Source organism: Halogeometricum sp. S1BR25-6 (assembly GCF_031624495.1).
In the GTDB taxonomy this organism is placed as follows: domain Archaea; phylum Halobacteriota; class Halobacteria; order Halobacteriales; family Haloferacaceae; genus Halogeometricum; species Halogeometricum salsisoli.
The window spans coordinates 1,847,437-1,860,741 of record NZ_JAMQOP010000001.1; the positions used below are offsets into that span (position 1 = coordinate 1,847,437).

Sequence of the window (13,305 nt, forward strand, 5' to 3'; positions counted from 1 at the left end):
TATCGGGGTTTCGATGCGCCGGCGCTCCCCGGCGCGGGGCGCCTCAGCGGTTCCGGCTGACGGGGAACTTCACCCGCTCGGGTTCCTCGTTGAACCGCGCGAGCACCCGTTCGTAGATAGCGTTGCGGTTCCGGGTGACGCGCCGCGGGAGCGAGAGGAAGCGCAGGCGGAGTTCGACCCACGACTCCCGCTGAACGACGTTCACGGTCGGCCGGTCGTGCACGTCGAGGACGACGGCCGTCTCGTCGAGTCGCTCGCGGTACGAGCGCACGGCCGCGGCCATCTCGTCGCCGAGGTGGTCGTCGGCCGCCTCGACCATGACGGCGCGGGCGAACGCGAGGTCCGTCTCGTAGGCCACCTGCACGGTCACCTCCGCCCAGACGTGGCTGAACAGCGCCGAGTCGTTCGTCACCTGCGAGGAGAGCACCTGCGCGTTCGGGACGGTGACGACGCGGCCCGACGGTTGCCCCGTCGAGACGAGCGGTCCCTGCACCTCCCAGAGCGTCGTCGCGAGAAAGCCCACGTCGACCACGTCGCCCCGCGTCCCGCCGACTTCGACGCGGTCGCCCACGGAAAACGGCCGCTTGAGCATCACGTAGAACCACGCGATGAGCGACAGCAGGGGTTGCTGGAGGGCGAACGTGATGGCGAACCCCACGACGCCGAGCGAGAGGAGGACGCCGACCCACTGGTCGGTGACGACGCCGAGGACGGCGACGAGACCGACCGCCCCGAAGAAGAGGCGGAGGACGTTCCGCGCGTCGTGTAGCCGGCGCTTGCTGTCGAACCGGGCGGCGACGGCGTGTTCGACCACGAGGTACGCCCCGAACGCGGCCGACGCGGTGGCGGCGGCCGTCAGTCCCCGCGAGACGAGGAACGTGAGCAAGACGTCGCCCACGGCGGCGTCGCCGAACAGCGAGAACGCGGAGACGACGCTGGCGGCGACGAGGAGGAGGGGCGCACACAGCAGCGAGAGGTAGCCGAGGCGGCGGCGTGACACGGGTCGTCGTCTCCGCGGGGCGGCGAAAAGCTACCGGAAGGCGGCTTTACCTCCCCCGACGCCGAAGCGTCCGTATGCGCACCGCCTTCGTCGCCTTCGACGAGATGACCGCCCTCGACTTCGTCGGGGCGTTCGACCCGCTGACCCGCCTCGACACGATGGACCTCACGCCGTTCCCGTTCGAGTGGGACGTCTGCGCCCCCGCGGAGACGGTGACGGCGACGGCGGGTCTCAGGTTCGAGGCCGACAGCGTCGGCGAACCCCTGGACGGGTACGAGTTGGTAGTCGTCCCGGGGGGCGCGGGTACCCGAACCCTGCGGACGGACGAGCACTTCCTCGCGTGGCTCGAAACCGCCGACGCTGACCTGCTGGCGTCGGTCTGCACCGGGTCGCTGCTGCTCGGCGCGGCGGGGTTCTTGGCGGGGAAGACGGCGACGACGCACCCCGGCGCGACGGAGGAACTCGCGGCGTACTGCGAGGTGTCGTCGGACCGCGTCGTCGACGAGGGCGACGTGGTGACCGCCCGCGGCGTCGCCTCGGCGCTGGACCTCGGTCTGTACCTCGTCGAGCGACTGACCGACGCCGAGACGCGGGCGGCGGTCGCAGAACAGATGGATTACCCGAACGGGGAAGGAGACGGTCGCTCGGCGCCCTAACTCGGCGTCGCGTCGCCGCGGTCGGACGGGTTGCGGTCGTCCCCCGCGTCCAGCGGGTCCTCCAGGTCGCCCATCACGGCCTCCAGCGCGTCCGTCGCGGTGATGAGTCCGATGGCGTCGCCGTCGGCGAACACGACAGCGAGTTCCTGTCGCTCCGCCTGGAAGCGGTCTATCGCGTCGCTGACGGTCGTCTCCGCCGATATCGTCATCGGGGGAGCGGCGATTTCGGCGAACGTCACGTCGCCGGACCGCAGGTCGTCGATGCGGTCGACGACGCTGGGAACGTAGACGACGCCCTCGACCGATTCGAGGCCGCCGTCGACGAGCGGATACCGGGTGTGCGGCGTATCGGAGACGCGACGGAGGTTCTCCTCGGGCGAGGCGTCCATCGAGAGGTAGACGGCGTCCGAAGCGTCGACCATCACGTCTCTGATCTGAATCTCCCCCGCCTCCAAGGCGTTCAGCACCTCCTCGTGTCGCTCGCCGGATATCTCGCCGCGGTCCAGGAGCGAACTCATCCGGTTGTGGAGTTGCGCGCGCGTCTCGATGACGTCCTCTTCGGTTTCGAGCCACGCGCCCGTCATCTCGATGCCGAACAGTTTGAGCGTCCACTTCGCCACCGCGTCGCCCAGCGTGATGAGCGGCGAGATGACGACGTAGAACCAGTACAGCGGGGCCGCGCCGTACCGACACACCGTCCGGGAGCGCTCGACGCCGAGGTACGTCGGCGCCTGCTCTCCGTGGGTGAGGTGGACGAGGTTGATGATACCGTACGCGAGTATCGCGCCCGCGCCGACCGTGGCGAGCACCGTACCGCCGAACAGCGGTTCGAACAGGGCCGCCAGCGCGGGTTCCGCGACGATACCGACCGCGATACTCGACGCGGTGATGCCGACCTGACAGGTGGTCAAGTAGAGTTCGAGGTCCTGCGTCATCGACCACGCGCGTTCGAGTCGCGAGTCGTCGCCGACGAACTCGTCCTCGGTGAACTGCCGGGCGCGCGTCAGCGCGAACTCGATAGCGACGAAGAAGCCGTTCGTGAGGATGAGCGCGACGCCCGCGAGAAGACGAAGACTGATGACTGTTGCGTTCATCTGGTAGTGGCTCTCCGTTCCTGCCGCAGCAGTTAGAACCCATCGGCCGTCGGATACGATATATAATTTCAGGACGGGTCGGGAGAAAACTACCCGCCTTACTGCGGTTCCGTCATCTCGTGGGTCACGGCGCGCGGGCCGCTCAGTTTCGGATGTGCTCGTCGGTGAGGCTGGCGAGGCGGTTCGCCGCGTCGGCGTCGAACCCTTCCCTGGTGCAGCGCCAGCGCCAGTTGCCCTGAGCGGTGCCAGGGAGGTTGAAGCGCGCCTCCGAGCCGAGTCCGAGGACGTCCTGTATCGTCGTGAACGCGATGACGGCGTTCGACCGCCAGACGGCGTCGATGACCGACCAGTGTATCTCGGAGCCGTCGGCCCCGACGTTGTAGTGGAGGCAGTCCTTCTGGCGGTCCGGCAGGTCGCGGTAGTAGCCGACGAACGTGTTCGTGTCGTGCGTCGAGGTGTAGCCGACGCTGTTGTCGGGGAAGTGCATCGGCTGGTACATATCGCCCTGTTGGCACCAGTCGGCGTACTGGGGGACGCGCATGCCGGGGAAGCCGAACCGGTCGCGCAGGTCCACCATACTCTGGTCGATGAAGCCGAGGTCCTCGACGATGAACGGCAGGTCGCCGAACCGCGCTTCGGCGGCCTCGAAGAAGTCGGCGCCGGGTCCCTGCCGCCACTCGCCCTCCGCGGGGGAGTGGGCGTCGGCCGGGATGGCCCAGTACTCGTCGAAGCCTTTGAAGTGGTCGATGCGGGTCACGTCGACGAGTTCGAACAGTCTGTCGAGTCGGTCCATCCACCAGTCGTAGCCGTTCTCACAGAGGTACTCCCAGTCGTAGAGAGGGTTGCCCCAGCGCTGGCCGTCGTCGCCGGGGTTCGGCGGGACGCCCGCGACGGCGGCGGGTTCGTTCTCCTCGGTCAGGTCGAACGCCTCTGGGGAGGCCCACACGTCGGCGCTGTCGAGGGCGACGTAGATGGGCAGGTCGCCCACCAGTTCGACGCCCTGCTCGTTCGCGTACTCCTTCAGGTCGCGCCACTGCCGGTCGAAGACGAACTGGACGAACTCGCGGTACGCGACTTCGTCGGCGAGGTCCTCGCGGTGTCGTTCGAGGGCCCCCTCGTCGTGCGTGCGTATCTCCTGCGGCCACTCGATCCACGCGCCGTCGTAGCGCGTCCGCAGCGCCATGAACAGCGCGTAGCCGTCGAGCCAGGCGGACTCGCGTTCGCGGAACGCCTCGAACGCCTCGCGGTCCTCGTCGGTCGCCTCGGACTCGAAGCGGTCGTGCGCCGTCCGGAGCATCTCGGTCTTGTACTCGCGGACGCGGTCGTACTCCACGTCGTGCGGCGAAAAGTCGGGAACGGGTTCGAGGTCGTCGTCGGTGAGGTAGCCGTCCGCTCGGAGTCGGCGGAGGTCGACGAGCAGCGGGTTGCCGGCGAACGCCGAGTACGACTGGTACGGCGAGTCACCGTGAATCGACGCCGTCGGCCCGAGCGGACAGAACTGCCACAGCGACTGCTCCGCCGACGCGAGCCAGTCGACGAACGCGCGGGCGCCGTCGCCGAGGTCGCCGATGCCGTGCGCACCCGGCAGCGACGTGACGTGCATGAAGACGCCCGACTGTCGGTCGAATCTCATAGTTTCCCTGTCCGAGTCCGGGGAGATAAGCGTGTGGCTGTCGAGACGAGGAGCGGCCTCCGACGGGTTCGGAGGGGGCCGTCGTCGTCTCCGGTCACAGCCGAAAGCGCGCGACGACCGGCAGGTGATCCGAGCGATAGCCCTCCTCCCGGATTCCGAGCGTCCGGTAGCCGAGCACGTCCGCTTCGCGGGGGGCGAACGCGTAATCGACGCGGTCCTCTAAGGTCTCCGAGAAGGAGTGGTACGTTCCCTGGGGACCGGATACCGACTCGGCGTCCGCCGCCCGTCGGCCGTCGACGAGCGGACTCGGGTGGCTCTCCGAGTTCCCCGTGAGGCGGCCGTAGGCTGGGGACTCCGGGGCGGCGTTGAGGTCGCCCGTCAGAATAATCGACTCGCCGCTCTCCGAGCGTTCGACCGCCCGCTGTCGGATGAGTTCCGCCGACCGGAGGCGCGTCTCCTCGTCGGCCCACGAGAAGTGGGTGTTGCAGAACCAGAGGTCGGTCCCCGTCTCCCTGTCGGTGAGGCTCACCCACGTCGAGATGCGGCGGTTGCCGGCGCCCCACCCGGCGCTCGGTTCGCCGGGAGTCGACGAGAGCCAGAAGTCTCCCCGGCCACGCGCCTCGAAGCGGTCCGCCGACCAGACGACGGGGACCGCCTCGCTCTCGTCGCCGCCCTCGCGGCCGCGGCCGTACCACTCGTAGCCGTCGAGCGCCGCCTGCAGGTCGCTCCGCTGTTCCGGCATGACCTCTTGGAGGCCGAGCAGTTCGGCGTCGACGCGTTCGATGGCCTCGACGACGCGGGGGAGCCGGGACTCCCACGGGAACTCGGCGTCGGAGGTTTCGTGCAGGACGTTGAACGAACAGGCCGCGAACGTCGCGTCGCCGGACGGCCCGCCGGTTCCGAGCGGGTCGAAGCCGAGACGCTCCCCGACCAGCGCTCCGCCCCCGACCGCACCTGCGGCGACGGCGGCGCCGGAGAGCGCTTCGCGTCGTGACAACGAACGAATATCCATTCAGGTGCGTGTGTGCGGCGGTGCAAAGGTATTTCGTTGTCTCCTGAACTCGCGCTTTTCGGGAGTCGGTCGCTCCCGCGGGACGCGCGCCGGAGGCGGCGTCGCGGACCGGTCGCAGCGGCGACCGTCCTCGACGGCCAGCGCGCCCGTGCGACCCCGTAGCGCCCTTCAAAAACACTTATTCGTGCGCTCCGATTCCGAACGCACATGAGTGAAATCGTGGTGACGCTCCCCGACGGCTCGGAGCTGTCCGTCGAGGAGGGTGCGACGGTCGCGGACGTCGCCTACGAAATCGGGCCGGGGCTCGGAAAGGACACGGTCGCGGGCGTCGTCGACGGCGAACTGGTCGACAAGGCCGCCCCCGTCTACGACGGCGCGCAGGTCGTCATCGTCACCGACCAGAGCGACGAGTACCTCCGCGTCCTCCGGCACACGGCCGCGCACGTCTTCGCGCAGGCGCTCCAGCGTCTGCACCCCGAGGCGAAACTCGCCATCGGGCCGCCGACGGACGAGGGCTTCTACTACGACGTGACGGACGTCGACCTCGACGCCGACGACCTCGAAGCGATCGAGGCCGAGATGGAGGAGATTATAGACGAGGACCTTCCCGTCGAGCGCGAACTCCGCTCGCGCGAGGAGGCGCTGGAACTGTACGAGGACAACCCGTACAAACGCGACATCCTGGAGAACGAGGCCGCCGGCGACGACGAACTCTCCTTCTACGTGCAGGGCGACTTCGAGGACCTCTGTAAGGGCCCGCACGTCGAGTCGACGGGGGAAATCGGCGCGGTGCAGCTTCTGAACATCTCGTCGGCGTACTGGCGCGGCGACGAGGACAACGAGACGCTGACGCGCGTGTACGGGACGGCGTTCGAGTCCGAGAAGGACCTGACCGAGTACATGGAACTGCGCGCGGAGGCCGAAGAGCGCGACCACCGCAAACTGGGCCAGGAGATGGACCTCTTCTCCATCCCCGAGGTGACGGGGCCGGGCCTGCCCCTCTACCACCCGAACGGGAAGAAGATACTCGACGAACTGTCGGGCTTCGCGGAGTCGCTGAACATCGACGCCGGCTACGACCCCGTCGAGACGCCGCACCTCTTCCGGACGGAGTTGTGGAAGCAGTCGGGCCACTACGACAACTACGTCGACGACATGTTCCTCCTCGACGTGAACGACGAGGAGTACGGATTAAAGCCGATGAACTGCCCCGGCCACGCGACCATCTTCGACCAGCACTCGTGGTCGTACCGGGACCTCCCGGTCAGGTACTTCGAGGACGGGAAGGTGTACCGAAAAGAACAGCGCGGCGAACTGTCCGGCCTCTCGCGCGTCTGGTCGTTCACCATCGACGACGGCCACCTGTTCTGCCGCCCCGAGCAGATAGAGGCGGAGATTCGACAGGTGATGGACTCCATCTACGAGGTGCTGGAGACCTTTGGATTAGAGGCCCACGTCGCTCTGGCCACGCGCCCCGAGAAGTCCGTCGGGAGCGACGAGATATGGGAGCAGTCGGAGACGCAACTCCGCTCCGTGCTCGACAACCAGAACATCGACTACGACCTCGAACCGGGCGACGGCGCGTTCTACGGGCCGAAGATAGACTTCGCGTTCGAGGACGCCCTCGGCCGGAAGTGGGACGGGCCGACGGTGCAGGTGGACTTCAACATGCCCGAGCGGTTCGACCTGACGTACACGGGCGAGGACAACGAGGAACACCGCCCGGTGATGATTCACCGCGCGCTGTACGGCAGTTACGAACGGTTCTTCATGGTCCTCATCGAGCACTTCGACGGGAAGTTCCCGCTGTGGCTGGCGCCCGAACAGGTCCGAATCCTCCCCATCTCCGACGACCAACTCGGCTACGCCCACCGCGTGAAGAACGAACTGGGTGACTTCCGCGTCGACGTGGAGGACCGCTCGTGGACGCTCGGGCGGAAGATACGCGAGGCGCAGGAGGACAACGTGCCGTACATGCTCGTCGTCGGCGAGAACGAGGCCGAGTCCGGCACCATCTCCGTGCGCGACCGGAAAGAGCGGGAAGAACAGGACGTGTCCGTCGAGGCGTTCCGCGAGCACCTCGACGCCGAGTACGGCGAGAAGCGCCTCGAACCCGACTTCCTCGCCGACTGACGCGGCCGTCCTCCGTTTCTCTTCTTCTTTCCCTCGCCGAGCGGACGGGCGCCCCGTCTACGCCGAAGGTCCGGTTGCCGCTTCGGTGGCGCCGTCTCCGTTCGCCTCGTCCGAACGCGCTTCGGCCAGACGGTCGAGTTCGTCGGTCAGGACGTTTCTGAAACCGTCGTCGCGGGCGAGGCGCGTCGCGGTGCCGACGTGGCCGCGGTCCCACACCATCACGTTCCGCCGGGGGACGTCCCAGCGGCGGAGGAGGCTCGCCATCCCCTCGGCGGGCGCCACGTCGTCGCGGGAGCCGTAGCAGGCGAGGATTCGCTCGGGCGGCAGCGCCGGTTTCGCGGGCGGGTTCAAGAGGGGGGCGAACTCGTTCAGGTCGTCGCCGGTCCACCCCGCGGCGGTGAGGGCGTCGTCGACGCCGAGGACGGAGACGAGGCGCGACCCGGTGAGCGCCTGCGCGACGGAGCCGACGCCGGAGACGGGGGCGACGAGGTCCGGACGCATCGACGAGGGCCAGTCGCCGCAGCGACCCGCGACGTGCAGCGAGACGATGGCGCCGAGGCTCAGACCGCCGAGGGCGACGGCGGGCGCTCCCTCCGTCCGCGCCCATTCGACCAACACGCCCGCCTCCTGGGCGGCGGCGCCGTACAACTCGAAGTGGCCGACGGGCGCCCGGGCGAGGTAGGGTTCGCCCGCGTAGGCGCCGAGGGGTTCGCGCCGGCCGTGCCACGGCGCGTCCGGCAGGACGACCCGGTAGCCCTCGCGCGCGAGGGGCCGTGCGACGGCCTCCTCTTCGAGCCAGTAGGCCGACCGGTCGCCGGCGGAGCCGAGGCCGGAGAAGAAGACGAGCGTCGGCAGGTCGTCCGCCGGCGACTCGGGTTCGTACACCCGGGCGGCGGCGGTGTCGCCGACGTGCAGCGACGGCGTGTCGAACCGGACGCGGTACTCCACCGTCTCGGGGCCGTGCACCGTCCTCGACCGCGAGACGCGCGGGAGCGACTCGCTCACCGTGGAGTCGGCGAACCCGTACAGTCGCTCCGGTTCGGCGAGTTCGTGCGCCCAGCGCTCCCGGGCGTCGCCGGGCGTCGGAATATCGAACGCGACGGGCGGAACGAGGTGGTCGCGTTCGAGGAAGCCGAACAGGTCGTCCGGAGCGACGTGGGCGTCGTCGGCCGCCCGTCGCTCGCGTTCGCGGGCGACGCGTTCGTCCGGCGTCGTCCCCTCGTCGCCCCAGAACGCCGCCTCCCAGCGGTCGGCCGCGTCCTCGTGTCGCTCGCGGACCTCGGCGAACCGGGCCAGAGCGGTCTCGATTCGGTCGTGGAGGTGCGGCGCGGGCGGCGCGTCGGCCGCCCGGAGGAACGCCGCGGGACCGGAGCCCAGCGACACGTCGGCGGCGGCGCGGGCGCGGCGGACCGCGTACCGACGCCGGAGTCGACGCAACGCCACCGTCTCGTACGTCTGCGTCTCGAACAGGCCCCCGAGGCGGGAGCCGAGAAGTCGGTGTCGGCGCGGGGTGTCGAGGCTGTCCATGCCATCCCTACGGGGGGACGTTTCTTCACTCTAGGCCGGCGGCGTCGAAGCGGCCGGCGCCGACCCCGCGGCGTCGAAGTCGCGGCGGCCGCGCGCGTCCGTCCTCTCTCTCCATCGCTCCGGCACGCCTACACGCCGAAGTCGTCCGTGTCCTCGTGGAACTCGCCGTGGGCGGCCTCGCGTTCGTACACCGGTTCGCGCCGGACGACGGCGGTCTCGCCGGATTCGAGCCCCGCGGCCCACACCTCGTCGAGGAACCAGACGGGTTCGAGCGCGCCGACGTCGACGCCGCCGGCGCGCCGCAGGTGGTCGAACGCGGCGCTCCGGGTGGTGAACAGGCGGTCGGCGCGGCGGCGGCGGAAGTCGGGCGCGACGTAGGACCGCCACGCCGTCCCGGCGACGGCGAGGTGGTCGTCGGCCCTGTCGTCGGGGTCGGCGTCGCCCCAGCGGTGCCGAAGCCAGACGCGCGCGCCGGATTCGGTCTCGGCGCACAGTTCGACCTCGCCGAGAACGATGAGGTCCTGTATCGCCCGGGGGACGTTGAGGTCGGGGAACAGCCCCCCGTAGGCGTGTTGGAACTCTTCTGTCACCTGAGCCAGCGACACCACCCCTTCGGGAAGCGAACGGAGCGTCTTCCGCAGTCGCTCGTAGGCCTCCTCCGGTGGTGCGTCCGCGCGGAACATGAGGTGAAACGAGGCGACCGACGGCATAAATCCGACCGGTCGGTTATCTTGAATGATAGCCGGGGCGCTCACCACTCGGTGAGTGCGCTCGGACCGAAGTCGTAGACGAGAACCGCGAGGAAGGCGAGCACGCCCGTCAGCGCCGTCGCGCCGCCGACGAAGAACACCCACTCCATGCCGATTTCGTACATCAGCCACCCGCCGAGGAGGGGACCAATGACGCTGCCCGGCCGCCACAGCAGTTCGCGGATGCCGAACGAGGAGGCGACGCCGCCGCTGTCGGTGCCCTCGTCGGCGAACAGCGCCATGCTGGCCGGTTCGCGAAAGCTGTCGGCGACGCCGAGCAGTCCCGACAGCCCCACGAGCGGGAGGAAGGCCGGCGAGAGCGGTCCTAGAATCGGGAACGCACCCGGCAGGTCGAGGGCGGCGCCGATGGCGGGGGAGAACGGCACCGCGAGGGCGACGAGGCCGTACGCGCCGCCGCCGACGAAGACGAACAGCGCGCGGCCGTAACGGTCCGAGAGCGTCCCCGTCCGGGGCTGAAACAGCATGTTCGTGAACTTCTCCGCGACGACGGTGAACGAGACGGCGAGGCTGGCGTACGCGAGTCCGCCCGTGGCCGCCGAGACGCCGGCGTAGATGGGCACCCACGTCCGGACGAGGGTGACGGCGACGGCGTACTGCGTGCGGAAGGTGGCGATGGTGAGGATGCGTCGGTTCAGCGCGAGGTCGGTGAACGGGAAGCCGCGAATCCGGGTGTCGTCGTCGTCGAGGAACAGCCAGCAGGTGACGGTCGCTATCGCCATGATGACGACGATGATGGCGAAGATGGGCGTGAAGCCGAAGGCGTCGTACAGCGCCCCCGCGAGGAGGCTGCCGAGGATGGAGGCGGCGAACGCCGACGCGTTCGCCTTGCCGATGTTGTTCGCGCGGGACCCGACGGCGGAGAGTTCGCCCACCAGCGCCAGCGACATCAGGCCCGCACCGGTGACGGCGACGCCCTGCAGGGCCCGGACGCCGATGAACCCGAGACTGGAGTCGACGGGGACGAAGAGCGCGTACGCCACCGTCCCGAGGGCGAGGACGCCGACGAGCACGTCGCCCTTGTCGAAGCGGTCGCCCGCCCACGCGAGGGGGACGACGGCGACGGTCTGCGCGCCGGTGAACCCCGCCGTGTACATCCCGACGACGAACCCCGCCCCCACCGTGAAGAGGCCGAAGACGGAGACGCTCGTGGGGTCGAGGGCGTCGATGTACTCCGAGAGGAGCGTGATGAGGGTGATGAACCCGTAGCCGCCGGCGAACCGCGTGAGGTAGAGCGCGTAGAACTGTATGTTATCCCGGTTCACGGCGGTACTGCGCGGGAGGGTCGAAAAGCGGTTTCGATTCGTAGTAAACGGTCCGGGATCGGAAGCGCTCAGTCTGCGTCGTAGCTTCCGTCGGTCCGCGTCGTCGTCGCAGAGCCGTTCGGAACGGCGGCGGGGGCGGAACGGCCGAACAGACGCGCTCGGAGCGTCTCGCGCGTGACGAGGGCGAAGCCGACGAAGATGACGAGGAAGCCGGCGAGCGTCGTCGCGTCGACGACCTCGCCGAACAGCGCCCACCCGGTGACGGCGGCGGCGACGGGTTGGAGGTAGCCGACGAGGTTGATCTCGGTCGCGCCGACGCGGTCGAGGAGGGCGAAGTAGATGAGGTAGCTGACGACGCTGGAGACGAGCGTCAGGTAGCCCAGCGATGCGAGGGCGGGGAGCGTCAACTCGATGGCCGCGACGGACTCGCCGCGGGCGGCCGACACCGCGAGGAGGACGGCGGCGCCGATGAGCATCGCCCACGCCTGCATCGACTCGGTGGGGAGCGTCGTCCGGAGGGGCGCCGTGAGCACGGACCCGAGGGCGAAACTGGCGGCGCCGAGAAGGACGAGGACGATGCCGAGCAGGTTCGACGACAGGAAGTTCGCCGGGTCGGGGTTGGCGACGACGACGACGCCGAGGACGCCGAGGAGGAAGCCGACGCCCGCGACGGCGTCGAGCGACTCGTCGAGCATCGCGGCGGCGAACACCGCCGTCAGCACCGGCGAGAGGCTGACGACGACGGCGGCGACGGGCGCGGAGACGTGCATCTGTCCGAGGTAGGCCAGCGCGTGGTAGGCCGCGATGACGAACAGACCGGCGACGCCCGCGCTGAGCCACTCCGCGCGGGTGCGCGGAACCCAGCGGTCGGTGGTGGCGACGGCGTAGGCGAGGACGACGAGGCCGGCGAGGACGTAGCGCACACCCGCGAACAGCACCGGCGGGAAGTATTCGAGTCCGGTTTCGATAGCGACGAACGACGTACCCCAAAAGCACGCGAGGGCGAGGAAGAGGAGGGCGTTCCGGTCGGCGGTGGAGGAGGAGGTTCGGAGCGACATCTGCGTAGTATATTCATTCGTCCGCGGGTAATTAAACCTGTCTACAAGAGTTCGTTAGAAAGCCGATTTTGGTGCAATCTTGTGTCCCAGGGACCCGTGGTAATTCGATACACGGGTCGCAGAGTTGCAGCGGCGCGTTACTCCGAGCGGAAGACGGAACATACAACCGCCGAGCGACGTATGGAGAGACAACTGGGCATGGACGAACGTGATATACGCCTGCTGAAGGCCATCTCGGACCTCGAAACCGGGAGTCCGGAACGACTCCACGAGGAGACGGACATCCCCGTCTCGACGATACACTACCGGCTGAACAACCTGCGCGACGCGGGTATCATCAAGAACGACCTGTACGACATCGACCTGGAGAAGGTGGGACTCGGCGTGACCGTACTGGTCGAGTTGCTCACCGACTACAGCGGTCCCCACCACACCTTCCAGGACAAGATTCTCGACGTGGAGGGCGTCACGCAGGCGTACTTCACGATGGGCGAAACGGACTTCATCGTCGTCGCCCACCTCTCGGGTCGGGAGATGGTCGAACGACTCATCACCGACTTCGAGCAGATAGACGAGGTGGAACGGACCAACTCCACGTTCGTCGTCTCGACGCTCCGCGACAGTTCGCGCGTCCTCCAGAACTACGAGTTGGAGACGCTCCTCGACGAACTGCTCGAAGACGAGTAAGCGCCGAGCGCCCCGTCCGAGAGACGAGATATTTCTTCACACGTTTAGACTATTCTCAAGAATTGATAATAAATCCAGCGGGTGCAAACTAGAGTTTAAGATGGTGTGGTGACAGGTGTTCAATATGTGGTCTCACACCACCAACCCATCCGGCGCGGAGACGACGACGGCGCGAATCGAGTGGCCGATGAACGACCACAGTGCGATGACGGTGCGCGTCGAGGCGTCCAACGAGGTGCGGCAACTGGTCGAGTACGAGAGCGAGGCCGTCCGGCGCACGTTGTCGAGGCTTCCGGCGGGCGCGACGGTACCCCTGAAGATGGAGTCGCTCGGGTCGCGCGGAAACGCGTGGCGCGTCACCGAACTCGTCGGCGTCGACCACACCCGGCGGAGGGTGACCTCGAATCGCGAGGACGTCCGCCGCGCCGACGAGGAACGCGGCGAACGCGAGCGACGCGTCAAAGTCTGACCGG

The 13,305-nt window shown here is 68.5% G+C and carries 12 protein-coding genes; 4 read left to right on the top strand and 8 right to left on the bottom strand.

All coding sequences use genetic code 11. The features are described from left to right. Positions 1-43: 43 nt before the first annotated feature. On the bottom strand, positions 44-1,000 hold the full coding sequence (locus NDI76_RS09640) for a mechanosensitive ion channel family protein (protein ID WP_425498343.1): 957 nt from the start codon (positions 998-1,000) through the stop codon (positions 44-46). A 74-nt stretch (positions 1,001-1,074) separates the two neighbouring features. On the opposite strand from NDI76_RS09640, the gene NDI76_RS09645 reads away from it, so the two are divergent. Further along, entirely contained in the window at positions 1,075-1,656 is a 582-nt protein-coding gene (locus NDI76_RS09645) for a DJ-1/PfpI family protein (protein WP_310923798.1), read from the top strand. Here the strand turns inward: NDI76_RS09645 and NDI76_RS09650 are convergent. The 3 genes from NDI76_RS09650 to NDI76_RS09660 form a co-directional block, all read right to left on the bottom strand. After that, complete coding sequence (locus tag NDI76_RS09650; RefSeq protein WP_310923799.1) at positions 1,653-2,750, bottom strand: CNNM domain-containing protein; 1,098 nt, start codon at positions 2,748-2,750, stop codon at positions 1,653-1,655. The two genes, NDI76_RS09645 and NDI76_RS09650, sit on opposite strands and share 4 nt — an antisense overlap. A 142-nt stretch (positions 2,751-2,892) precedes the next feature. Then, the gene (gene malQ / locus NDI76_RS09655) at positions 2,893-4,383 is read right to left on the bottom strand and encodes a 4-alpha-glucanotransferase (RefSeq protein ID WP_310923800.1); all 1,491 of its coding nucleotides are present in this window, start codon (positions 4,381-4,383) and stop codon (positions 2,893-2,895) included. A 94-nt stretch (positions 4,384-4,477) separates the two neighbouring features. Next, the gene (locus NDI76_RS09660) at positions 4,478-5,395 is read right to left on the bottom strand and encodes an endonuclease/exonuclease/phosphatase family protein (RefSeq protein WP_310923801.1); all 918 of its coding nucleotides are present in this window, start codon (positions 5,393-5,395) and stop codon (positions 4,478-4,480) included. 207 nt (positions 5,396-5,602) lie between these two features. Here NDI76_RS09660 and thrS point away from each other — a divergent pair, with 207 nt between their 5' ends. Continuing rightward, on the top strand, positions 5,603-7,528 hold the full coding sequence (thrS, locus tag NDI76_RS09665; protein WP_310923802.1) for a threonine--tRNA ligase: 1,926 nt from the start codon (positions 5,603-5,605) through the stop codon (positions 7,526-7,528). 57 nt (positions 7,529-7,585) lie between these two features. On the opposite strand, the gene NDI76_RS09670 is transcribed toward thrS, so the two are convergent. From NDI76_RS09670 to NDI76_RS09685, 4 genes are all read right to left on the bottom strand, one after another. Further along, the gene (locus tag NDI76_RS09670; RefSeq protein ID WP_310923803.1) at positions 7,586-9,055 is read right to left on the bottom strand and encodes an alpha/beta hydrolase; all 1,470 of its coding nucleotides are present in this window, start codon (positions 9,053-9,055) and stop codon (positions 7,586-7,588) included. Between the two features lie 128 nt (positions 9,056-9,183). After that, positions 9,184-9,738, bottom strand: coding sequence for a hypothetical protein (locus NDI76_RS09675; protein WP_310923805.1), 555 nt, complete (start codon positions 9,736-9,738; stop codon positions 9,184-9,186). Positions 9,739-9,806: 68 nt separating this feature from the next. Continuing rightward, positions 9,807-11,087 carry an MFS transporter gene (locus tag NDI76_RS09680; RefSeq protein ID WP_310923806.1) on the bottom strand — a complete coding sequence of 427 codons (1,281 nt, stop codon included), beginning with the start codon at positions 11,085-11,087 and terminating at the stop codon, positions 9,807-9,809. 68 nt (positions 11,088-11,155) lie between these two features. Next, positions 11,156-12,145: a DMT family transporter gene (locus NDI76_RS09685; protein ID WP_310923807.1), complete on the bottom strand. Its 990-nt coding sequence runs from the start codon at positions 12,143-12,145 to the stop codon at positions 11,156-11,158. Positions 12,146-12,343: 198 nt separating this feature from the next. Between NDI76_RS09685 and NDI76_RS09690 the strand changes: the two genes are divergently transcribed. Continuing rightward, positions 12,344-12,832 (top strand): Lrp/AsnC family transcriptional regulator, encoded by a 489-nt coding sequence (locus NDI76_RS09690; RefSeq protein WP_310923898.1) that lies wholly within the window; start codon positions 12,344-12,346, stop codon positions 12,830-12,832. 124 nt (positions 12,833-12,956) lie between these two features. Next, on the top strand, positions 12,957-13,301 hold the full coding sequence (locus tag NDI76_RS09695) for a DUF7999 family protein (RefSeq protein ID WP_310923809.1): 345 nt from the start codon (positions 12,957-12,959) through the stop codon (positions 13,299-13,301). Positions 13,302-13,305 lie beyond the last annotated feature (4 nt).

Bases quoted from the DNA above. Each gene is read 5' to 3' on its own strand.
- NDI76_RS09675 (WP_310923805.1), bottom strand. From the start codon at position 9,738: ATGTTCCGCGCGGACGCACCACCGGAGGAGGCCTACGAGCGACTGCGG.
- NDI76_RS09695 (WP_310923809.1), top strand. From the start codon at position 12,957: ATGTGGTCTCACACCACCAACCCATCCGGCGCGGAGACGACGACGGCG.
- thrS (WP_310923802.1), top strand. From the start codon at position 5,603: ATGAGTGAAATCGTGGTGACGCTCCCCGACGGCTCGGAGCTGTCCGTC.
- NDI76_RS09660 (WP_310923801.1), bottom strand. From the start codon at position 5,395: ATGGATATTCGTTCGTTGTCACGACGCGAAGCGCTCTCCGGCGCCGCC.
- NDI76_RS09670 (WP_310923803.1), bottom strand. From the start codon at position 9,055: ATGGACAGCCTCGACACCCCGCGCCGACACCGACTTCTCGGCTCCCGC.
- NDI76_RS09690 (WP_310923898.1), top strand. From the start codon at position 12,344: ATGGACGAACGTGATATACGCCTGCTGAAGGCCATCTCGGACCTCGAA.
- NDI76_RS09650 (WP_310923799.1), bottom strand. From the start codon at position 2,750: ATGAACGCAACAGTCATCAGTCTTCGTCTTCTCGCGGGCGTCGCGCTC.
- NDI76_RS09685 (WP_310923807.1), bottom strand. From the start codon at position 12,145: ATGTCGCTCCGAACCTCCTCCTCCACCGCCGACCGGAACGCCCTCCTC.
- malQ (WP_310923800.1), bottom strand. From the start codon at position 4,383: ATGAGATTCGACCGACAGTCGGGCGTCTTCATGCACGTCACGTCGCTG.
- NDI76_RS09645 (WP_310923798.1), top strand. From the start codon at position 1,075: ATGCGCACCGCCTTCGTCGCCTTCGACGAGATGACCGCCCTCGACTTC.